Source organism: Gracilimonas sp. (genome assembly GCF_014762685.1).
Classification (GTDB): Bacteria; Bacteroidota; Rhodothermia; order Balneolales; family Balneolaceae; genus Gracilimonas.
On the sequence record NZ_JABURM010000005.1, the window covers coordinates 39,343 to 61,676 of the forward strand.

General features: G+C 43.3%; 19 protein-coding genes. 2 read left to right on the forward strand and 17 right to left on the reverse strand.

The genetic code is table 11. From position 1 onward, the window contains the following. The first annotated feature begins 17 nt into the window (after window positions 1-17). Window positions 18-761: an HAD hydrolase family protein gene (locus tag HUJ22_RS00415; RefSeq protein WP_290872068.1), complete on the forward strand. Its 744-nt coding sequence runs from the start codon at window positions 18-20 to the stop codon at window positions 759-761. 405 nt (window positions 762-1,166) lie between these two features. On the opposite strand, the gene HUJ22_RS00420 is transcribed toward HUJ22_RS00415, so the two are convergent. The 4 genes from HUJ22_RS00420 to HUJ22_RS00435 all read right to left on the reverse strand — a co-directional run bounded on the left by HUJ22_RS00420 (window position 1,167) and on the right by HUJ22_RS00435 (window position 6,911). Then, window positions 1,167-1,718 carry a transposase gene (locus tag HUJ22_RS00420; protein WP_290872071.1) on the reverse strand — a complete coding sequence of 184 codons (552 nt, stop codon included), beginning with the start codon at window positions 1,716-1,718 and terminating at the stop codon, window positions 1,167-1,169. Window positions 1,719-1,845: 127 nt separating this feature from the next. Then, on the reverse strand, window positions 1,846-2,166 hold the full coding sequence (locus HUJ22_RS00425; RefSeq protein ID WP_290872074.1) for a GIY-YIG nuclease family protein: 321 nt from the start codon (window positions 2,164-2,166) through the stop codon (window positions 1,846-1,848). Between the two features lie 466 nt (window positions 2,167-2,632). Next, window positions 2,633-5,974: a hypothetical protein gene (locus HUJ22_RS00430; RefSeq protein WP_290872077.1), complete on the reverse strand. Its 3,342-nt coding sequence runs from the start codon at window positions 5,972-5,974 to the stop codon at window positions 2,633-2,635. A gap of 61 nt (window positions 5,975-6,035) precedes the next feature. After that, the gene (locus HUJ22_RS00435) at window positions 6,036-6,911 is read right to left on the reverse strand and encodes an MBL fold metallo-hydrolase (protein ID WP_290872080.1); all 876 of its coding nucleotides are present in this window, start codon (window positions 6,909-6,911) and stop codon (window positions 6,036-6,038) included. A 54-nt stretch (window positions 6,912-6,965) separates the two neighbouring features. Here HUJ22_RS00435 and HUJ22_RS00440 point away from each other — a divergent pair, with 54 nt between their 5' ends. Beyond that, window positions 6,966-7,124 carry a hypothetical protein gene (locus tag HUJ22_RS00440; RefSeq protein ID WP_290872083.1) on the forward strand — a complete coding sequence of 53 codons (159 nt, stop codon included), beginning with the start codon at window positions 6,966-6,968 and terminating at the stop codon, window positions 7,122-7,124. A gap of 341 nt (window positions 7,125-7,465) precedes the next feature. Here HUJ22_RS00440 and HUJ22_RS00445 read toward each other — a convergent pair whose 3' ends face one another. The 13 genes from HUJ22_RS00445 to HUJ22_RS00505 all read right to left on the reverse strand — a co-directional run bounded on the left by HUJ22_RS00445 (window position 7,466) and on the right by HUJ22_RS00505 (window position 21,916). Beyond that, a complete protein-coding gene (locus HUJ22_RS00445; RefSeq protein WP_290872085.1) occupies window positions 7,466-8,647 on the reverse strand; it encodes a PQQ-binding-like beta-propeller repeat protein in 1,182 nt (393 codons plus the stop codon). 149 nt (window positions 8,648-8,796) lie between these two features. Next, on the reverse strand, window positions 8,797-9,114 hold the full coding sequence (locus HUJ22_RS00450; protein ID WP_290872088.1) for a cytochrome C oxidase subunit IV family protein: 318 nt from the start codon (window positions 9,112-9,114) through the stop codon (window positions 8,797-8,799). Window positions 9,115-9,147: 33 nt separating this feature from the next. After that, entirely contained in the window at window positions 9,148-9,798 is a 651-nt protein-coding gene (locus HUJ22_RS00455) for a cytochrome c oxidase subunit 3 family protein (RefSeq protein WP_290872091.1), read from the reverse strand. Window positions 9,799-9,876: 78 nt separating this feature from the next. Next, a complete protein-coding gene (ctaD, locus tag HUJ22_RS00460; RefSeq protein WP_290872093.1) occupies window positions 9,877-11,580 on the reverse strand; it encodes a cytochrome c oxidase subunit I in 1,704 nt (567 codons plus the stop codon). A gap of 1 nt (window position 11,581) precedes the next feature. Further along, entirely contained in the window at window positions 11,582-12,526 is a 945-nt protein-coding gene (gene coxB / locus HUJ22_RS00465; protein ID WP_290872096.1) for a cytochrome c oxidase subunit II, read from the reverse strand. Further along, window positions 12,526-13,356 (reverse strand): SCO family protein, encoded by an 831-nt coding sequence (locus HUJ22_RS00470; protein ID WP_290872099.1) that lies wholly within the window; start codon window positions 13,354-13,356, stop codon window positions 12,526-12,528. Before HUJ22_RS00470 ends, coxB begins: the two co-directional genes overlap by 1 nt. A 10-nt stretch (window positions 13,357-13,366) precedes the next feature. Then, complete coding sequence (locus HUJ22_RS00475; RefSeq protein ID WP_290872102.1) at window positions 13,367-13,903, reverse strand: transposase; 537 nt, start codon at window positions 13,901-13,903, stop codon at window positions 13,367-13,369. A gap of 12 nt (window positions 13,904-13,915) precedes the next feature. Continuing rightward, window positions 13,916-15,127, reverse strand: coding sequence for a hypothetical protein (locus tag HUJ22_RS00480; RefSeq protein WP_290872106.1), 1,212 nt, complete (start codon window positions 15,125-15,127; stop codon window positions 13,916-13,918). Window positions 15,128-15,152: 25 nt separating this feature from the next. Continuing rightward, a complete protein-coding gene (locus HUJ22_RS00485; RefSeq protein WP_290872108.1) occupies window positions 15,153-16,139 on the reverse strand; it encodes a c-type cytochrome in 987 nt (328 codons plus the stop codon). Window positions 16,140-16,182: 43 nt separating this feature from the next. Further along, window positions 16,183-16,728, reverse strand: a complete 546-nt coding sequence (locus tag HUJ22_RS00490; RefSeq protein ID WP_290872110.1) for a DUF3341 domain-containing protein — start codon at window positions 16,726-16,728, stop codon at window positions 16,183-16,185. 5 nt (window positions 16,729-16,733) lie between these two features. After that, the gene (gene nrfD / locus HUJ22_RS00495; protein ID WP_290872113.1) at window positions 16,734-18,161 is read right to left on the reverse strand and encodes an NrfD/PsrC family molybdoenzyme membrane anchor subunit; all 1,428 of its coding nucleotides are present in this window, start codon (window positions 18,159-18,161) and stop codon (window positions 16,734-16,736) included. A gap of 27 nt (window positions 18,162-18,188) precedes the next feature. Beyond that, the gene (locus HUJ22_RS00500; RefSeq protein ID WP_290872116.1) at window positions 18,189-21,239 is read right to left on the reverse strand and encodes a TAT-variant-translocated molybdopterin oxidoreductase; all 3,051 of its coding nucleotides are present in this window, start codon (window positions 21,237-21,239) and stop codon (window positions 18,189-18,191) included. Between the two features lie 32 nt (window positions 21,240-21,271). Then, a complete protein-coding gene (locus tag HUJ22_RS00505; protein WP_290872119.1) occupies window positions 21,272-21,916 on the reverse strand; it encodes a cytochrome c3 family protein in 645 nt (214 codons plus the stop codon). Between the last annotated feature and the right edge of the window lie 418 nt (window positions 21,917-22,334).

Consider the following 22,334-nt stretch of genomic DNA (forward strand, 5'->3'; position numbering starts at 1 on the left):
AGACAAGTAAATTTAAAATGATAAAACTATTTATCACCGATCTGGACGGCTGTATTTCACATCCGTTTGTAAGTCCGGATTGGAGAGCATTATCTCGAATTAGGGAATTGAGCCAGTTAAGCAGGGATGATGAGACCATTCCGGCTTTGACCATCTGTTCCGGCCGGCCCTTTCCGTATGTGGAAGTTGTGGGGCAATGGCTGGATGTGGATTACCCCATGCTTTTTGAAAGCGGCGGGGGCATGTATGATATCAAGACAAATGAAATTACCTGGAATCCGCATTTCGACGATGAAGCAAAAAAGGCCGTTGCCGAGATTAAGAAGTGGATGGAAGGAACGCTCATAAAAAATTATAAGGGCACGTATCCTGAATTTGCCAAGTATACGGATGCCGGCCTGGTCAACCCGGATTCTTCCAAAATTGCATTGATGCATAAAGAAGTGCTGAATCATGTAAATGGGAATTACCCTATGTTCGAGGTGCATGTCACCGACGTTTCCGTAAATATCATTTTGAAGAAAACCAATAAAGGGGGAGGCATCCGCTTTCTTTGTGAAAAATTGGATATTGACCTGGATGAAGTCGCCTATATCGGCGATACCGGCGGTGATATTCCGGCTCTTGAAATAGTGGGCAAATCTTTTGCGCCTCAAAATGCCAATTCCGGGGTGAAAGAGGTAGCGGATGTAATAACCAAAGAAACTACCCGGGGCGTCCTTGAGGCGTATGAGCAGCTGATCGCGTTTAATAGAGGGTAACACTAGACTTTAGCAAGTGCGGTGCTTGTATCAAGGAGATCGCGGGTCTCCGCGTTCACTCCGCCCGTGATGACAGCCTGTGGGTAAAAGAAAAGCCAGTCATCCCGGGCAAACCGTAGCGAAGCGGAGGTGCAGAACCGGGATCTCCCTGACGAGGCCTGGGATATTTAACACTGAGTCTCTGGCAAGTGCGGTGCTTGTATCAAGGAGATCGCGGGTCCGGGCCCGCGATGACTCATTTTATAAAAACTCCGTCATCCCGGACAAGATGAAACGAAGTGGAATCGCCGATCCGGGATCTCCCAACTGCAGCCCCAAAGATCTTTTAAGTCTTGAGCGAAGCGGAGACTTAAAAGTAAATGCTCCGGAAGTCTCTGACTTCCAATATGAGCTACCGGTTCCACTTCAAATAAGAATTTCCTCAATCTCAATCAGCCCGGTTTTATCTATATACCATTGGGCACTACTATACGGATAATCTTGTGGTCTTTTGCAAAACCCCTCCTTTACCGGATTATAATGGATATACTTCATTTTCTGAGTGAAAAACTTGTTCGAAGTTACCTCCATTGGACGATTATCCTGTCTCCAAAATTGATACTTTTTGTTATTTGAGTTTTGACTTCCCGCTTTCTTAAACATCCATAACATCCACTCTTTTCGGCTTTCTTTAGGGTTTGATTTCAGGTCTTTGAGTATTGAAAAAGCGGTATATTTTTTGAAATCACGTAGGATATCAGAGAGGTTTGCGTCTTCCTGTGCACTAACCAATAAATGAAGATGATTGGTCATCAGGCACCAGCCATGAATTCTAAGCCCTTTATTTTTCTGGCAAAACTTCAAACTGTCGACAATAATCTTTTTATGTGCAGGTCTGGTAAATACATCAATCCAGTCTACCACAGCAAAAGTGATGAAATGAGCTTGTTGGTGATTATGAATATTGAACCCCGTCATAGTTGAAATATAAAATCTCGAGGCCTTAATGCAAGTCAGAGACTTGCGGAGCTAAGCTCTTAAGTCATCGCTCGATAAACCATTGTGGTTTACCAAAATTTATTGCCTCGCTTAAGACTTAAGAGATCTATGGGTTTCTCAACTCCGGTTGGCCAAGTGTCGAAACCTCATCCCATAGATCGACCATCTCGGGGTTCAAACTTTTAATAAGCTTAATTTTCCAGGCTCGTTTCCACTTCTTCATACTTCTTTCAGCCTGAATTGCCTCATACATGGTTGGGAAAGCCTCATAATACATCAGTTCCCGAATATTATACTTTTTAGTAAAGTCACATCCTTCGCCATTTCGATGGTCATTAACCCTTTTAAGCAGCTGTGAAGTCACTCCGGTATAATAAACCGTCCGGTGCTTATTTGATAATATGTATAGATAACCTGTTTTACTCATTTGTTAAGTAAGAGCGATGAGAAAGGAATTCCTTACAAAAAATTTGCACTTAGCGAGGAGATCGCGGGTCTCCGCGTTCACTCCGCCCGTGATGACAGCCTGTGGGCATAAAAAAAGCCAGTCATCCCGGGCAAACCGTAGCGAAGCGGAGGTGCAGAACCGGGATCTCCCTGACGAGGCCTGGGATATTTAACACTGAGACTTTGGCAAGTGCGATGCTTGTATCAAGGAGATCGCGGGTCTCCGTATCCACTGCGCCCGCGATGACTCATTCTATCATATCGATATCATCCCGGAGAAGTCCCCCAAAGATCTTTTAAGTCTTGAGCGAAGCGGAGACTTAAAAGTACATGCTCCGGAAGTCTCTGACTTCCAATACGAGCAACCGGTCTCACCGGATGTTCCTGATCACTTCAATATTCAATGTTGAATGTTCGATGTTCAATATTCCCCCTCCCCTAAAACCCTACTGAATCTCTCGTTCCTGAAGCTGTTTGAGGAGTTCAAAGTAATTCTCAATGAGGCGTTGATAATCAGGAGAATACTGGGTGAAATTTGGGTCATTCAGGCGTCTTCGGATTTGCTTCTCCAGTTCTTCCAGCGTCAGTTCAGGAGGGGTGGAGCGTTCAAAATCATCCGCAACGGAACCCTCACGTTTATCTTCTTCATCCCGTTCCTGCATCGCCTGCTCTGCTTCCAGCATGCGCGATAAAATGTTCTGCTGGCGTTCAATCAATATGGGGTCGGCTGCTCCGCCGCGTAAATCATTGATGGTATCTTCCATATCCTCAATCATACGCTCAAGCTCGCTGCCAATTTTATCGCCGTCAAGGTCACCGCTGCGCTGCAATTCCTGCAGTTGCTTCCGTATTTGATTTTGCTGTCTGGCCATTTGATTCAACCGTTCCATTTGATCCTGAGACAATCGCTCTCCCTGCATATCATTGATCATTTCTTGCAGCCTTTGGTTGAGTTGCTGCTGCTGTTCACCGGTTTCTCCCAGCTGTTCCATCATCTGCTGCATCGACATTCCGCTGCCGCCCTGTCCTCCGTTTTGGGAATTCTGCAGCTGCTCCAGCAAATTGGCCACCATAAATGAAATATCGTTGATGCCCCCCAAAGCTTGTCTCGATGCTACGGAAGACTGACTTCGGTTTCGCTCTGTCATTTGCTCTAATGAACGTTGCAGCCGGTCTGACACTTCGAGTTTTTTCTTATTGATCTGATTGGAAAACTGAGGGATTTCGGATGACAACTCAAACAAGGAGTCTGAAACAGACTTAAAAATCTCTTCCACATTCCGCTGATTTCTTGCAAAGCCTACATAAGCCTGACTTCGGTTTTCAGTGGCAGAGGCAAGCGTCGTCAGGTCTTCCTGTTCGAGCGACAAATTCAGCAATGAATGCAGCACGTATCGCAATCCGGCTATATTGACATTCATTTGGTTGCGGTTCATGCTTTGCATCATGCTTTTGGTGTTTTCCGCCAGCTGCTGATATTTCTCTTGTCGGTTTGGATGTCGATTTTCCCCGCTGTTTTCTTCCCTGCCTTCAATTTCTTCCTTCATGTCTTCAGAAAGCCCGTCTAGCTCGTTTTTGGTGTCTTCCTGGTATTCACCTATTGCCTGCCGACTTTTTGGGGTCAGGTTTTCAGAAAGAGAATCTACTTGTTTTTTAAGTTTCTCATTTTCCTGGAGTGAATTCCGTAACTGATCTTTATGCTGATTGGCTTGCTGAAGCTCATGAGACTGGGATAATTCTTCTTCCTTCCGGGCCATATCCTCAAATGACTTTGCCAGTTTATCGAGATCGGAATTAAGTTTCAGCTTTTTGAAGAGTTCAATGGTTCGCTGCAGGCGTTCTTTATACAATTCCTCGTTGAATTCCAGTTCCTGCATGGCCTGCCGGAGTTGCTCCGGATTCATTTGCCCGAGCTGTTCCTGTAATTTCTTCAATGCCTCGCGATACGCAGGGTCATCAATTTCCTCCATGAGCTTTTGAAGTTCCTGATAAGCCTTCTGAGTTTCCTCGGAAAGGATGTTGTTTTGACTCATTTCATTTTTGAGCTCTTCAAATTTTTTATTCAGCTCATCTATCTTCTTCTGAACTTCTTCCTGTTGTTTCTGAACTTGTTCCAGCTCTCTTTTTTCCTCATATCCGGCATTTTGAGGATTGTCTTTCATCTTTTCCTTGAAACGTTCGTAGAGCTCCCGGGTTTGCTCAAAAGATTCGGAAACTTCATCAAGATCGGTAGCCACTTCATTTTCCTCTTCATCGAGATCATCAAAATAATCCACTAAAGAAGGTACTTCGAGTATGATTTTTTGGGAGCTGGATGATTTGAACCCGTTATAGCCATCATTATCCTGAACGGAAATCCAGAAAGTAAGAATGTCCTGAGGTTTGAGGTTGAACTCACTCAGGTTCCATGAAAAAGCTTCCAGGCTTCCCTGAGAGGGCTTGTCCAAAGAAATGGTGCCGGTGACAGGCTCATCCACATAAGCTCTGCTAAGTTCATAATTCAAGGAGGCAGCCGTAAGGCGGAAATCGTCCGTGGCGCGATACAACAGGTTAATTTCTTCAGGGTTGACTTCTTTTAAATTCTGACCGGGCTCAATGACTTCTACGATTGGATACTCATCGGATTGCGGAACCACGATGATTTGAAAGGGATTCCGGTTGGTGAGTCCGTTTTCATCTTCTATATAAAAGCGTAAAGTGTCAGGCTTGTCCACTTCCAGTTCAAAAGAAAAAGTACTGTCTTGCCGTACAGACAGATCTTGTAATTCTTCCCCGGTATAAATTTGCAGCCGGGATGCTTGTTTGTTCAGTTCTCCTGCCAGCTTCACCACAGAGCCTTCATATGCTCTGAGCTGAGACATAGGGTAGGAGGTGATGGTTGAGTCTATCTCAGTGTATGCCGGGGGGATAACCGTTGCTTGTAATTGGGAGAAGCGTGGGCGAAGCTGAACATCGGCGGTATGAAGATCACTTTTGAAGCCATCCATTTCTACATAATATTGCAGCTCATTATTTAAGTCTTGGGAGACAGAGCTGTATGTATTGCCGGAGAATTCCATCACCCGTGTTCTGAAATCTTCTTCCATCCGGGTTTTAATTTTTAAACTGACTTCCTCCGGAACTAAATTCCCGTGGAATTCTATATCAACCTGAAATGGGCTTCCCTGTTCTAATGTCACATCACCCGGCTTGAGGGTAAAGGTGTACGGGTTGGGCTTTTCATAATTTTCCCAAAAAGAAAAAGCGCGCTGGGTGGCATTCCCAAAGTTGAATGAAGTAAATCCGAATATGATTAAAGTTGCGATGCTTAAAGTCAGAAGCCTTTTATGATGGGTATAATCGACGGAGGATTTTACGTACTCAGAAAGCGTTTTTGACAGGCGGGCAGATTCTATTTTACCAAGGTTTTGTAAGATGGCGGCATCGATAAGTTCCCGGTTTCCGCTGCCGGATTTTTCAAGATCGAGGGTGTCTTTTAATTCGGGCAGGTTGCTTTTGCGGCTGAATTCCCGGTAAAACTGTTTGAATTGCTCCGGGTGGATAGATTTTAGGCCTCTCAGGTAGGAAATGCCGGTTGCCAATAAAAATAAAATAAGAAGTACGGATTTTGTGGCAACGGAGAAGTAAAAGACCTGTTCTGCTATAATAAAAGCAGTAAATCCGGTAAGTAAAATAAGCACAGCCCTGAGTAACACCACTCCATTTCTTTTCGAAAGGATGGAGCGGTAAGCCGTATCAAGCTGTTTTTTTACCTGTTCGGTAGAGCTATGTTGCCCGGGTGTTTGCATAAACTACGATAAGAAAGATAGGTGTGTGTTAAAAACCTTGATTAAAACTATTTATTGCAGGTTAAAGGTCATTAAGTGTTAAAGTTTCAGAAACTGAGAAGCGACCGTCTTTTTGTTGGATGCGGATGATTTCCTTGTGTGCATCATGTTCCAGATACAGGTTCCAGTTTTGTTCAGCCGCTTGCTTTAGAAACGTATCTTTTTCATCCAGCGTTTGAACCGGGTACATATCATATCCCATCACCCAGGGAAGGGGAACGTGTACATGAGTGGGAATTAAATCAGCTGCAAAAACCAGGACTTTTCCGTCATGTTCAATTTTTGGCAGCTGCTGCCCGATTGTATGTCCGTTTGCAATAACAGATGATAATCCAGGCTCATACTCATGATTTTCTTTTACCAGCTTAAGTTTTCCGGATTCTTTTATCGGGTTGATGTTTTCCGGGAGGAAACTGGCTTTTTCACGGGCATTCGGGTTATTGGCATTTTCCCAGTGGGTATCTACTACATGATAATCTGCATTGGGGAAGGTGAGCTTCAGTTTATTATTGTCATCATAAAAACTGGTGCCTCCGCAGTGATCAAAATGTAAATGAGTGAAGATGATGTCCGTCACATCATCAAAGTCAAAGCCTTGTTCCTGCAATGAATTTTTAAGATTTTTGGAGCTTTGATCGAGCTGATAGATACCTTCCATTTTCTCATTGAACTTGGTGCCGGCTCCGTTATCAATCAGGTAAACCTTTCCGGTGTTGTTTGACTTGATAAGCAGGCAACGCATGGTCATAGGGATGCGGTTTTTCTCATCGGCAGGAAGTGCCTTTGACCATAATGTCTTAGGCACTACGCCAAACATCGCACCGCCGTCTAAACGGAAGTCGCCGGTTTCAACAGTGTATAATTCAAATGGACCGATAGTAGTTTTTGATAAGCTCATGTACTTTTAAATTGGTTGAATTTGAATATAAGAATCCATTGGAAGGATTCAGAAATGAATATTAGCGCTCCGGCCCTGAACTTTGAAATTCCAAATTCCAAATTCCAAAAAAAACCGGTCATTGCGAGGAGCCCGGGAGGCGTAATGCAGGTTTGGGAAGTCCAACGACGCGGCAATCTCCCGGATACGGGCTTGATGTTGAATACAGGCTAAAACCCTGTCCCTATTTACCCTCGTTCCCAACCTTCTGGTTGGGAACGCCTGATCGAACATCCGGTTCGAATGTATATTTTAAATGAGTTGGTTGCCTTAAACTCCGACCTCCTCTGTCTCCTCCTTCTCAAGGAGGAGAACTCATTGGTGAGGTCGAGGATTAGGCTTCGGGCGCTGTTAAATTGAACTGCGATGAACCGAACGACCGATTAGCGATGGATGATTTTTTGTCTCCTCGCGATGACGGGGTTTATAATAGATATCAATTAAAGTCAAAGTCCTCCAAAGGGACACAGGGAACCGGCATCGAACCTCCCACATTGATGAACTATTGAGGGGTATTATTCTAAGCTAATGGCATATAAATTGCCGTCTGAGCTTCCAAAATAGATCACATTCCCATCAATCAAAGGGGTGGATAGAATAGAGCCTAAGGAGTGAATCATCTTTTCTGATTCAAGATATTCTTCTCCATATAAAATAAAGTCTTCATTGAACCCACCTTCTTCACTGAAAATGGTATGGTAATTCTTTTTGCTGTTTTCAGTTTGAAATTCCCAAACCTTTTTCCCGGTTTCAAAGTGCACGCCGTAAACTTTGCCATCAAAACTTCCAAAATAGATGATCTCATTATGGGCAACTGCAGAACCATAAACCCTCATTTCTACCGGAAATTCCCAATTCACTTTACCATTATTTTTGTTTGTATTGTAAAAGATGTGTGAATCAGAAGTTCCAAAAAACAGGTTTTCTTTATATACCAAAGGAGTGGAGATTACCCAACTTCCGGTTTTGATATTCCATTTACCCCGACCGGTTTTTGTGCTCAAGGCATAAATATTATAATCTCTGCTGCCAAAATAAACGGTTTCATTATCTATAGCGGCTGCTTTTTGAATTTCCCCTTTGGGAAAAAATGAACTTCCAATAGTTTTGAATTTCCAAATTAGGTCTCCATTCTCAGTATTAAGGGAGTAAAAATTTCCATTATAATTTCCGAAATATAATTGGTTGTCGGCAACAACCGGAGAAGCATGTATAATGTCATCCGTTTGATATTTCCATTCCAAGTCTCCGCTTAGTCCGTTTAAAGCATACATATGACCATCTCCGCTTCCCCAGTAAACCTTATCTTCATAGACCATTGGATCAGAAAGATAATAGTCCCAAATATCATAACTTTTTTCACCTTCCGATTGAAAAAGCCAAATTAAAGATCCATCATTTTTATCGAGGGCATATAGATTACCGTCTGCACTTGCAAAGTAAATGATATGATCGAATATACTGGCTGTGGAATGAACAGCTCCCTTTGTTTTATACTCCCAAGCTTTTTCACCGGTTTCTTTATGGATAGCATAGAATGTATGATCTCCGCTCCCAAAATATAACAAGTTGCCATTTGTTACAGGAGAGGAATAAACTCTGTCATTAGTTTCAAATTTCCATAGAACATTATTCTGGGCAAACAAACAATCGGTTAAAGCACAAAGCGCAAGAAGTAATACTAGTTTTATTTTCATTATATAAAATACATGTAAGCTATTGGGAGTCAATAAGTAAGGTAGTCATACATTCTTTCAAGAACCTAAAATATTAATTAAATAAAAAAACCTCCGTCCGGAGGTTTTTAAAAAGTAAATTCCAAGTATGCTAAATCAATAATCCTGCCTCAAAAAGAAGGAACTACATCGTTGCGATACATGGTATCAAGCAGGGTGATGATTACCATCAGCATGAAGAAGGCTACTGCCATAACCAACAACATTGCGTTAAATTTAACATCCCAATAGAGATTCATGAAAAATGCCGCTACTAAAAATGCTTTAACCAATGCAATGGAAAGTGCAGTTATTACGTCAAAAGGCGGGGGAATAGCTACAAATTTTGCCAATACTACGGTGAGTATAGTCAAGATAAAAAGTGCAGTTCCAACGGCCCAAAGCTGGCCGGCTGATGAAATATGATGTTCGTGATTATGTGCGCTCATAGTTTAAAATCGTTTAGGATAAAATAATATCTGTCATTCAATGAGGTAAAGCAGGGGAAAGAGGAAGATCCAAATGAGGTCAACCAAGTGCCAATACAGTCCGGTGATTTCCACGGGAGTGTAATATTCACTGTTGAACTCCCCTCGGCGGGCCCGGACGTAAATCCAGGAAATCAACCCAATTCCAATAAGAACGTGCAAAGCGTGAACTCCGGTTAGCATATAATAGATGCTGAAGAAAATAGCCGCTTGTGCGTGCTCAAGACCTTCGTAGGTATAAAATTCACCGGGGAAAATTCCCAAATGAAATTTGTGTGAGTACTCAAACCCTTTAATCACCATAAACACACAGGCGAGTGCAATGGTTATAAGCAGGTTTATCCTGAGTCCTTTCATTTGGTTTTTTTGAGCGGAACGGATTGCCATAGCCACCGTTAAACTACTACCGATCAGAACAACAGTATTTACTGCTCCCCAAAAAGTGTTAAGCTCAAGTGCAGCCATTTGGAATAGTTCCGGATACCATGCCCTATAAATGATATAGGCACAGAATAATCCGCCAAAAAATAAGATTTCGTTTACCAAGAACACCCACATTCCCAGTTTCGCCGTATCAAATTGCTGATCGCTGTCAACAAAATGATGGTGCACATGTGTGGGGGTTGAAGTCGAATGATTCGCCATTTACTTCCCGAGTTGTGTTTTTTGTGTTAACATTTTTATATGTGAATTCTTCTACTGCTTCTAATTTGTCCGAAGCTCTTAATGAGCATCGTGATCATTTGCCAGCCCAAGCTGGAATTCTTCCATGGGTTTGTGATAGTCGTACGGACCATTGATAACCACGGGTGTGTGATCAAAATTATGGAAATCAGGAGGAGAGGTAGATTGCCATTCCAAGCCGCGGCTTCCCCATGGGTTGGAACCGGCTTTTTCTCCGCTCATTAATGATTTTGCCAGGTAGAAGGCGATCAGTAAGAAGCCAACCCCCAGGATGTATGACCCGATGGTTGACGTTTGATGAAATACAGTAAACTGATCAATGTAATTGTAATATCGTCGCGGCATTCCCTGTGATCCCATAATGAATTGCGGGAGAAAGGTTACATTAAAACCGATGAAAATAAGTGCGGCTCCAACTTTTGCCTGAAATTCGTTGTACATCTTACCGGTTATTTTTGGCCACCAATAGTGGAGACCGGCAAGAAATGAAATCAGGGTACCACCCATCATTACATAATGGAAGTGAGCAACCACATAGTAGGTATCATGAAGGTGAATATCTGCAGCAAGTGCTCCAAGCATAATTCCTGTAAAACCACCGATGGAGAATATGAACAAGAATATAAACACATAGATCATCGGTGTTTTCATTTCAATAGAACCTTTGTACAGTGTCGCCACCCAGTTCAGGATCTTAATTCCGGTCGGAATTCCTACGAGGAAGGTCAGGAATGAGAACACCGTAGTTGCCACGGCAGACTGTCCTGAGGTGAACATGTGGTGTCCCCATACCAGGAATCCAATAAAGGCGATAGCCAGGGATGAAAGTGCGATGGCCCAATATCCAAAAATGTGTTTCTTGGAGAAGGTGGTGATCACTTCAGAGATAATCCCAAAGGCCGGTACAATCATAATATATACCGCGGGGTGGGAGTAAAACCAGAAGAAATGCTGAAATAAAACCGGGTCACCGCCCAGGGCCGGATCAAAAATTCCTATACCGAGCGCGCGCTCCATGGTAAGAAGCAAAACGGTAATGGCTAATACGGGAGTCGCAAGTACCTGAATAATACTGGTGGCATATAATGCCCATAAGTTTAAAGGAAGTTTACCCCAGGTAATGCCGGGAGCCCGTAACTTGTGAATGGTGGCGATAAAGTTAGTACCGGTTAATATGGATGAAAATCCAAGTATGAAGACCCCAAGAGTTACCCATATTACACTCGATGAAGATTCGGTACTGTACGGAGTGTAGAAGGTCCAGCCGGTATCCAATCCATTGTTGGCAAGAGCAATGAACGTAAAAATGGCTCCGATAACATAGATATAAAAACTGGCAAGGTTAAGCCTTGGGAAGGCTACATCCTTTGCTCCAAGCTGCATGGGGAGCACAAAGTTTCCCAGTGCAGCCGGGATGGAGGGGATGAGCACGAAGAATACCATGATTGCTCCGTGGAGCGTGAAGAACTGATTGTAGGTATCCGCCTCAATGAAAGTTTTAGCCGGTGTTAACAGCTCCGTTCTCAAGAGAAGGGCAAGAATACCTCCCAATAGGAAAAAGAAGGTAACCGAACCCAGGTACATGATCCCGATTTTCTTGTGGTCCACGGTAGTCATCCATGCCCAAAGACCTTTTTCATCCGTCAGATAGGTGTTTTTAGGGCTTTCGGATGGCTTAAACCGTTTTACCTTTAATGTTTTTTTATTTCCGGTTGACGCCGGGGTTACTTCAGCTGTTGACATATTAATCTTCTAAAGTTTTTATGTATTCAATAATATCGGAGATGTCGTCATCACTCAGGCGACCCTCATAGCTAACCATTTGGTTTTGGAATCCCTCTACAATTTTTGCTGAAGGATCAAGAATTGATTCGCGAATGTAATTTTCATCGGCGGTAACTGATGAGGCGCTTTCAAAATTTCTTTCACTGCCCCATAGCCCCTGGAAGCTTGGCCCAATTTTATCAGAGCCATCTACAGAGTGGCAGGTTACACAGCCTTGAATGCTGATCAGGTTTTCACCACGTTCTACCGGTGTTCCCCCACTTCCGCTGCCTTGTTCTGCCAGCCAGGCATCAAAGTCTTCTTTAGTATGAACAATGACTTTGGCTAACATATCGGAGTGGGAGGTACCGCAGTACTCGGTACAAAAAACCTGCGACTCCCCGGGTTCTTCAGCCTGAAACCAGACATAAGTATATCGATTGGGAAGCACATCTTGTTTAATTCGATAATCAGGTACGAAAAAAGAATGAAGCACGTCTTCTGACTGCATCACCATTTTAATGGGCTTTCCGGCCGGTACGTGCAGTTCATTACCTACCTGGGCTCCGGTATCGTATTTGAAAGTCCAACCCCATTTGTACGCAGAAACTTGAATTTCGTAGGCATTATCCGGAACGGTTTTAAGATTCAGCCATCCTTTATAACCCCATCCAAAAACAACAAAAACCAATAAAAGCGGAATGACCGACCAGGTAACTTCCAGTTTGTTGTTGTGGGTGATTAGCGGAGTTTCATCATCGTCAGATCTGCGCTTATATTTAATTGCAAAATAGATCATTGCAATGGTAACACCGCCAAGGATAATGAAACTTGCGATGTGGATGAAAGCCATCAGCGCATCCGTACTTGCTCCCGTCATTGGAGATTTAAGTTCCGGGAGCATAAAATCGAATAAACTGCCCATTAGTTAAATTCAGTTTTAGAGTTTTGATTTTTTCGTTTTTCACGAAGCCAAAGCGAGCCTAAGAATATACCGAGAATAATCAGTGTAGCCAAGCCGCCAAGCTTCATAATATTAATTGCTACCGGTGCATAACTGCCGGAATCAGGATCATATTGGTAACAGTACATCACTACTTTATCGATGGTGTTGCCAATCTTTCCATCCGCAGATTCATATAAGGCACTGCGCACATTAAATTCATCATAGGAAATCCCGTACAGGTAACGGGTTATTTTCCCATCGGGACTCAAGAGCATAATTGCCGCACTGTGGGCAAATTCTCCGGTGTCCTCAATTTCTTTGTATCGAAACCCAACGGCTTCAACTACTTTATCAATCTGGCTTTTTTTGCCGGTCAAAAAATACCATCCGGCCTTTGTGGTCGAATCCATTTGGCTGAGGTAATTCTCTTTTGATCGTGCCGCCAGTTCAGCATCTTCCTCAGGGTCGATGCTGATTGAAATAACAATAAATTCTTTACCCGGCTTCCACACCATATCTTCGATTACATTTATGGTTCCGTCAAGAACCAATCCGCATAACATCGGACATTCGTAATACAATGGATTCAGTAAAACCGGTTTTCCATCTTCCAATAAATCACCTAACAGAACACTATCACCGTTAGAATCAGCAAACTTAGCATCCAAAGGGATATACTCTCCCAGATGTTCATCGATGCCAAGATTTTGCAGCGCATCCGGTTGTTCACGATTTAACTGCGCATAAGCAGGTTGTGAAGTCAGAAACACTGCAAGCAAAATAATTGCGTACAGTGTAAAACGTCTCATAGATTGAAATTTACTGGTCTGTGGCTATTCTGCTAATAGCGCTGTCAATAGGAATTCTGTAAATACCTTCTTCAAGGTCAACTACACCAAAACTGTTCAGTTCTTGCTCTTGCTGAGCTTTTAATTCTGAATAGTCAGAAACAGAGCTTTGTGATGAAACTTGTTTTTGAGCTTCGAAGAGGCTGTATTGTGAAAAATAAACTAAACCAATAACAAAAATGATAACCAATGAGGTTCCAAGGGTTGACCAGAAAATCAGTTTCTTATAATTGAGTGTATCACTCATTACACCATGGCCAACAGCATAAGCAAACTCTTCGTCTTCGGTAGTGATGTCTACATCTTCAACCAGGGAATCATCAGCTTCAACAGCTGTTTCCGTACCAAATATTTTAGCAGCTTCTTCATGCAACTGGGCCGCCCAGGCGATAACCTGATCTTCAGATACATTGTGTTTTTCTGCAACTTTCTCAATTACAGAACGGCCCTGTGCTACGGCTTCGAGTGCTACTTTTGCTTTAAATTCTGAACTATACTTTTCTGCCATCGTTAAATTCGATTATTGGTGATACGATTTTGAGAGACACTCATCCAGCTTCGGATCATTCTTTGGAATCATATCATGTTTCTTGAAAGTGTTGAAGAATAATCCAAAGAAGACGCCTCCTAATCCAAGGAAGGTGGTAATATCCATCCAGCTGAAGTGGATACCATGCTCGGAGAGTACCGGCATTGCGATCCAGTAAATTTCTGCAAAATGGATTACCAATACCAGTACGGATACAGCGCCGAGAATTTTCCGGTTTTTCTTGGCTTCACGGTTCAATAATACCAGGAAGGGAACAGCAAAACGGAATATCAAAAGGCTGTATGCGATATACTTCCAACTTCCTTCCAGGCGGTGGAAATACCACAGGGTTTCTTCAGGCAGATTCGCATAATAAATAAGCATAAACTGACTGAATGCGATATATGCATAAAAAATAGTGAAGGCGAAAAACCAGGCGCCTAAGTCATAAATATGGACCTGACGAATAGTGTCTTTTAAAATACCTTTTCGCTGCATATAAAAAACCAGCAAAATCATAACAGGCCAAAATGCCTGAAAACTGATTGAAAAGAAATACACTCCAAACATGGTGGAAAACCAGTGGGGGTCGAGCGACATTAGCCAGTCGAAACTTGCAAATGCAATAGATAACGCAAAGATAGGAACGCCGGGGGCGCTTACTTTGCGGAGTAACGAAGTGAGTCCCCAATCGCCGGTTTTATCCATCTGTACGGATACTTTATGGAGCTTCCATCCAAAATATCCCCAGATTGCGAAGTAAAGAAACTGACGGGCAATGAAGAAGGGAGAATTCAGATAGGGTGATTTCCCGCTTACAATTTTATCAAAATCAGGGCTTGCATAATCCAGCAGTTCAGGGTGGCTCCAGTGATAGAGGTTATGAATACCCAAAAGGACGGGTATTACAAAAATACCCCAGATCCATAAGTTAGAAGAAAAGGCTTCAGAAATACGTCGAAACACAACTCCCCAGCTGGAGCGGGTGATGTGGTGTAACATCACCATAATAAGGGCGGCAAGAGCAATTCCGGTAAAGAATACAAAACTTACCAGGTAGGAAAAGAAAAACTGGTCAGCATCCAGGAAATATCCAATGATGCTGGCAATGAGGCCAACGGCTCCAATTCCAAAAAGAGCACGAGGAACTTTGCTGTCGGCTGGAAATTGTAAAGAATCTGTTATTGTAGGCTTATGACTCATTTTGTAAGTGAATTAAGCAAAGTTCTTAGTTGTCAAGATTTTTTATATATAGAATAATAGACTCGATTTCAGCATCGGAGAGGTAGCTGTACGAAGCCATAACCCCTTGTTCGAAACCGACCGGTTTTTTGGCATTCGGCTCAACAATAGACTCACGAATGTAGTCTTCATCTTTTGTTATAGTGAGGGTTTCACCGTCTTCGGTTACTACTTCACCTTCACTGCCAAATAATCCTGCCCAAGTCGGGCCAATACCACCGGGCGAGCCATCTTCATTGTGGCAAGTGCCGCAAGCGTTGGCCGTAATAGCTTCTTGTCCTAATTCAACAGAAGCTTGCGGAGCTTCTTCCGGTTCACTCGCCGCTGCAATGGAATCGAGCCTTGCCTGCTCTCCGGAAAACTCATTCTGCAGAGCGGTAATATCTACATCATATTCCTGAAGTTCTTGTTCTGTAATGTTTTGACTTTCCTGAAGGGCACGGATGTATGCAACAATCGCCCAGCGGTCTTCAACCTTAATTTGTGTAGCATAAGACGGCATGGTTCTTACACCGTTATAGATTGCAGAGTACAATTCTCCGTCTGAAAGATCTCTAACACGAGGTTCGTGATAAGAAGGAGCGGGTACATATCCGTAATTTCCTTCCATAATAATACCGTCACCTGCTCCGGTTTGTCCGTGACAGGGAGTACAATAAATTTCGTAACGTTCTTTTCCGCGGTAAAGGAAAGATTTGGTAAGGTCTACAGGGATTTCATCAATGAATTCTCCGTTTTCATCTACTCCTTCATAGTAAGCCCGGTCTGTTTTGGCCAGCCCTCGAGCTACGGTTCCTTCTACAGGCGTGCGCATGGAACGGCCGTCAGCAAAGAAGTTATTGACTTCCTGAGCTTCTTTTCTCGGCTGTTGATCCATATTCATATTGGGATGGATGGGAGGCTTATCTGAAAGTTGCCCCTGGCAGGCAGAAAGAGAAATCCCGAGCGCACAAAGGCCCGCAATTTTAAACATTCCTTTAAAATTCATTCCTGGAAATGATATTTGCGTTTTATTCTTAATCATATACTTCCTCGATGTGGGTAGCACCGGCTTCTTGAAATAATTTCTTTACTTCCGTGCGGTCAAACTTATCGTCTTCAGCTTCTATGTAAGCAAAGAAACCATCATCAGTTGCTTTTTTAAAGCGCTCTACATTAAAAAGAGGGTTGTGAAATTTTGGAAGCCCGTTAAGGAAAAACATTCCGAAAACAGCACCAAATGAAGATAAAAGTACCGTTAGCTCAAAAGTAATAGGCACCCACGCCGGTGCATTAAAAAATGGCTTACCGCTGATGTTCATTGGATAATCCACTACCGACATGAAATACATCATGGCAATAGCACCTGAAAATCCGATTAAAGCATGACCAAAAACAATCCAGCCTAATTTAGATTTTTCCAGCTTCATGGCTTTGTCCATTCCATGAATAGGAAATGGGCTGAACGTGTCAAACTTGCTAAAACCGGACTTTGACATTGTTTTGGCAACATCCGTCAGTTCTTTCGGATTCTTAAATTCGGCCAGAATACCGTATAAATTTTGTTGTTCAGTTGTACTCATAATCTTTAAACCTTCTCTGATTGAGGTTTGGGTACTTCAATTTTTGGCTTGTGATATTCACCGGTTTCCTCGTCATAATTGTGAGGATCAGCCTGGGGAATTACCGCTTTAATTTCTGCGAGTGCAACCATTGGCAGGAAGCGCAAGAACAGGAGGAACATGGTGAAAAACAGTCCAAATGTTCCAACGTAAGTTAAAACGTCCCAGATGGTTGGTGAATAATAATCCCAGCTTGACGGCAGGTAATCGTTTGCCAGTGAAGTAACCGTAATTACAAATCGTTCAAACCACATACCGATGTTCACGACAATGGAAATAAAGAAGGTGAACCCGACGCTGCGGCGTAATTTCTTAGACCAGAAGAACTGAGGGGACAACACGTTACAAGTCATCATCGCCCAATATGCCCATGCATACGGACCGGTTGCTCTCAGCATAAAAATAGCTTTTTCGTATTCAACGCCACTGTACCAGGCCATAAAGAACTCCATCATATAGGCAAAACCTACCATTGAGCCGGTTACCAGGATAATGATATTCATTTTTTCCATGTGATCGTCAGTCATAATTTCTTTCATCCCGTAAATTTTGCGGGCTACGATCATCAGGGTCAGCACCATCGCGAATCCGGAGAAGATAGCACCGGCAACGAAATAGGGAGGGAAAATAGTAGTGTGCCATCCCGGAATCATGGAAACGGCAAAGTCAAAGGATACAATGGTGTGAACCGAAAGTACCAGAGGAGTAGCCAAACCGGCTAAAATCATATAAGCTTTCTCGTAATTCCACCAGTGGCGGTTAGAGCCCGTCCAGCCCATAGCAAAAATACCATATGCTACTTTTCTGATTTTGTCAGTAGCGCGGTCGCGAATGGTTGCAAGATCGGGAACCAAACCAACATACCAGAACAAAAGGGATACGGTGAAATAGGTAGAAACCGCAAATACATCCCACAGAAGGGGAGAGTTGAAGTTAGGCCACATAGCCATTTGGTTGGGAATCGGAAACACCCAATAAATAGCCCAAATACGACCTACGTGAATGGCCGGGAATACCCCGGCACACATTACGGCAAAGATGGTCATTGCTTCCGCAAAACGGTTAATGGCAGTACGCCAATCCTGACGGAAGAGGAAGAGAATAGCTGAAATCAGCGTTCCGGCGTGTCCAATACCAACCCACCATACAAAGTTGATAATAGCCCAACCCCATCCAACGGGATTGTTAAGGCCCCAGATTCCGGTTCCTTCCCAAATTAAATACCCAATGGCTACTACCATAGTCATTAGCAGTGCATTGGCACCAATCATGGCCAAGTACCATGTTTTTGGTGTAGGACGTAAATTTATATCAGTAACCAGTCGTGTAAGGCTCGCAAAATCGTGATTGCCTTTTACAAGAGCGGGTTCCGGTACGTATTGGTATTTACTCATGTTTTGGATGTATTCCTGATTAATATCTTAAGCCAAAGCCGGGTTTGGGTTCGTAAGTTTTGCCATATATGATGTTCTCGGACGTGTATTCAGCTCCTCGAGCATCTGGAAGTTTCGTTCGTTGCGTTTCATCTGTGCTACTTCGCTGTTATCGTCGGTTAAGTCCCCGAAATAAATAGCATCAGCAGGACAAGCTTGCTGACAAGCTGTTTTAACAGTACCATCGGCCGGTTTTGGTGAGCCGGTTTCTTTTTTAGCTTCAATTTTGGCACGATTTACACGCTGTACGCAATACGTACATTTTTCCATTACACCACGGAAGCGAACAGTTACTTCCGGATTCATCGCCATTTGGATGATATCGGGATCGTCGCCGGTGGTTATATATTCTTTTGGATAGTTGAAGAAGTTGAATCGGCGAACTTTATACGGGCAGTTATTAGCGCAGTAACGGGTTCCGATACAGCGATTATAAGCCATTTGGTTCATGCCGTCTTCACTGTGGGTGGTTGCCGCAACCGGGCAAACCTGCTCACAAGGAGCCAGTTCACAATGCATACAAGGTACCGGTTGGTGAACGGCTTGGGGTGAATCCGGATCATCGCCGACATAATAGCGGTCGTTACGAATCCAGTGCATCTCACGGCCGCGTTTCACTTCTTTCTTCCCTATTACAGGAATATTGTTTTCAGACTGACAAGCAATCACACATACTCCGCAACCAAAGCAAGAGTTAAGGTCGATAGCCATACCCCATTGTGGTTCATGGTCGGGGTAGGTTTGCTCGTCGAACAAGGAAATAGGTTGATCTTCATCCATCTCCGCTGCTTCTTTCATTCCCGGAACAGGATAAGTATGTACCGATTCAAAAGAAGCAAAATCCGGTTTCTCTTTATATTCTGTAAGGGTAGCCTGCCGGTACATGTCACGGCTTTCAAGGCTGTGGTGGTCCTGAACGCAGGCAATTTCATATTTTCCGGCAGCTTTGGAAACTTCTGCTGAACTATATAACATATTTTCAGTTCCCCTGAGCGGATATACATCCACACCGCCTGCGGTATAATCAATATATGAACTGGCTACTCGCCCAATTCCATCACGGCCGTATCCTGTAGTAAGTGTGATGGCATCATCCACGTGCCCGGGTTGAATCCAAGCCGCAATCTTAATGGATTTCCCATTTACATTGATCTCAACAAGATCCGTAGTATCGTTACTGGAACTGAATTCGCTTACACCTAATTTCTCAGCAGTGGCCGGGCTCATAAGTGCCACATTATCCCAGGTGATCTTGGTCATTGGGTCAGGCAGTTCCTGAAGCCAGCCTAAGTTGGCATAACGCCCGTCATATAAAGTAGCATCCGGGCGGATTACCACTTCAATACCTGAAGTAGCAGAAACATTGGCCGTGGCTCGGTTCATTGCAGAAGCAAAACCGGAGCTTAACCGAACATTTACAGCATTAAAGTTCCCGGTGGTATCAATTCCATCGTGAAGGATTTTTGTCCAGCTATTATCAAAGCCGGAACGGTAGAATCCACGGAAAGTATTTTGAACCAGGCCATAACCTTGCTCTAAAGATCCGTTTACAATGGTATTTAAAAATTCAATTTCACTCAGACCGTCATGCAGCGGTTGAATTTGCGGCTGAATCACAGAACGTGCTCCGCCATAAGAATATCCGTCGCCCCAGGCTTCCAGGAAGTGTGCACGGTTTACGTGCCAGTTTACTTTTTTGGAAGTCTCATCCACATAATCAGAAAGATTGACTACGGTTTCAACTTTTGAGAGTGCATTTTCAAAATTAAGATCAGCGGGAGCGGTAAATACGGGATTTACACCTACCATAACTACGGTATCGATATTACCGGCTTCCATCTCAGAAACTACTTCAGCGAAGGCAGCATTACTGCTCTGGCGGTCCACATGCGGAACTTCAAGATAGTTAACGGTACTTCCAACATTGCCTAAAGCCTGATTAATGGCCGCAACCACTGCATGTACTTCCGGTTTGTGTTGACTTCCGGCCGAGAGAGCAGCGTTTCCGGCATTAGCTGCCAGCTCATCTGCTAAAACAGTGATCCATCGATGATCAGAAAATTCATTTGAATATCCGCTAAAAACACTTAATCCGTTAATACGGGTGGAAAGTGCGGCTGCCAGGGCATAAGTAAATGCCTCCATTTGGCTGGCTTTGATTCTCAAGCGGTGATCGGCATAAGAGCCGGTCAAAGAGAAAGAGTCCTCAACCGAATAAATACGGTTCATCTCCCCATCAGTACCAGTTACTTTTCTGCGAGAGGAAACCTGTTTGGCGTACTCTACATTATTAGGATGGGTAGAACTCATGAAGTCATCGTTTAAAGAGATGATGACATCAGCATTTGTAAAATTGTAGTGAGAACGTAACCGGCCGCCAAATGCGATACGATTTCCTTCCAACACATTGTCCTCGCCAAAAGGCTCATATGTAACCCAACTTGCATTGCTGAATTTGGCAAGTGCCTGCTCCTTTATACTGTTATAAGTAGGAGAGGAGTTTGCTTCCGAAATAAAGGCAATGCGCTGATTGGTGTTGGCAAAATGAGAACTTGCAAAGGCTTCAAAATCTTCAGCTGTGGCTTTGTTTCCATTATTTAATGGAGAACGTGAACGGTCAGGATCATAAAGACCGAGAATGGCCGCTTGATTGTAAATACTGGTTCCGCCTTTGCTGGCAGGGTGAAGGTCATTTCCTTCAAGTTTGGTTGGGCGGCCTTCGTGGTTTTCCGCAATTAAGCCCACCAGGTTGCCTTGAACGGGCATGGCCGTTGCATAATATAAAGGTACGCCCGGCACTACATCTTCCGGCTGCTTGGAGTAAGGTAAAATCTTTTGAACCGGTCGGCGACAAGCTGCTAATCCGGCCAGGGCTACAGAAGCTCCCATGACGCGGAGAAAACCCCGGCGCGAAACACCGTCGGTCAGTTCAGTAGCATTTTCCGGGAATTCTCGCTCAGCAAATTTCTGATACTCTTTATTATTAGCTAATTCACTTAAGCTTTTCCAGTATGTGGTTTCTTTAACTTCTTCGCTCATCTGTTGATCTGTAATTTCTGAATCCTTCATTATTAATAATGACAACCCTGGCAGTAGGTTGGAGCATGAATATTTTGTTTATCTACCAATTCTTTTCCAACCTCTAACTGATTTTCAATTTTGTATCCCATGGTAGTAACTTCGTCAACGGGACGTATATATTTCTCGGGTTCGCGGTGACAATCCAGGCACCAGCTCATGCTCAGCGGCTCTGCTTGATATACGACTTCCATTTTATCCACTCTTCCATGACAGCTTTCGCAACCTACGCCAACACTTACGTGAGCGGAGTGATTGAAATAGGCATAATCAGCGAGGTTGTTCACCCGAATCCATTCAATGGCTTTACCGGTTTCCCAACTTTCACGGACTAATTCGAGATTCTCGCTGTCAGTCAAAACCTGATTGTGACAATTCATACAGGTTTGGGTAGCAGGAATGTTAGCCTGCTTAGAATCAAAAACACTGGTGTGGCAATATTGACAATCAAGCCCGAGTTGATCAACGTGTACCTTGTGGCTGTAGGGTACCGGCTGTTCCGGAGCATAGCCCACATCAGTATATTCAGGAGAGAAAAAATACCAAACACCAAAAATAGTAGCGTTCAGCAGTATGATTAATCCAATTAAAATTTTTCGGGGAACCTGATTTGTCCACTTTGGGAAAATCTGCGCCATAAAGATTGCTGATTTAGGTTTACGTATAGAGCAATATTTGCTCCCGTTCAGAAGCCGCGCAAATCTATAAATTTTTTCAATGGAAATTGAAGAAAAACGACGAACAGTCTTTTATTTAAAACAATTCTAAATAGATTTACTTTGACTTCTCAATCTACTTGAGATTGAATGGCTGAAAAGATAGTACACATTTGACAAAAATGCCGAAAAAGGAATTGAAATTTTACATGCTTCGGTTTGGCATGTTTTAACATTGTCTGGCAAAGATATAGTAGCATGATTTTGTGGCAGAAGAGTAAAACTTTGCGAACCTTTAAAAAACTGAGATGAAATCAGTGCGAGGAAAGGGCATACCTTAATATTAGTAATGTGGGTGAGTGCGGTTGAATTTTTTGATTGCCATATTCTCCAAAACCCT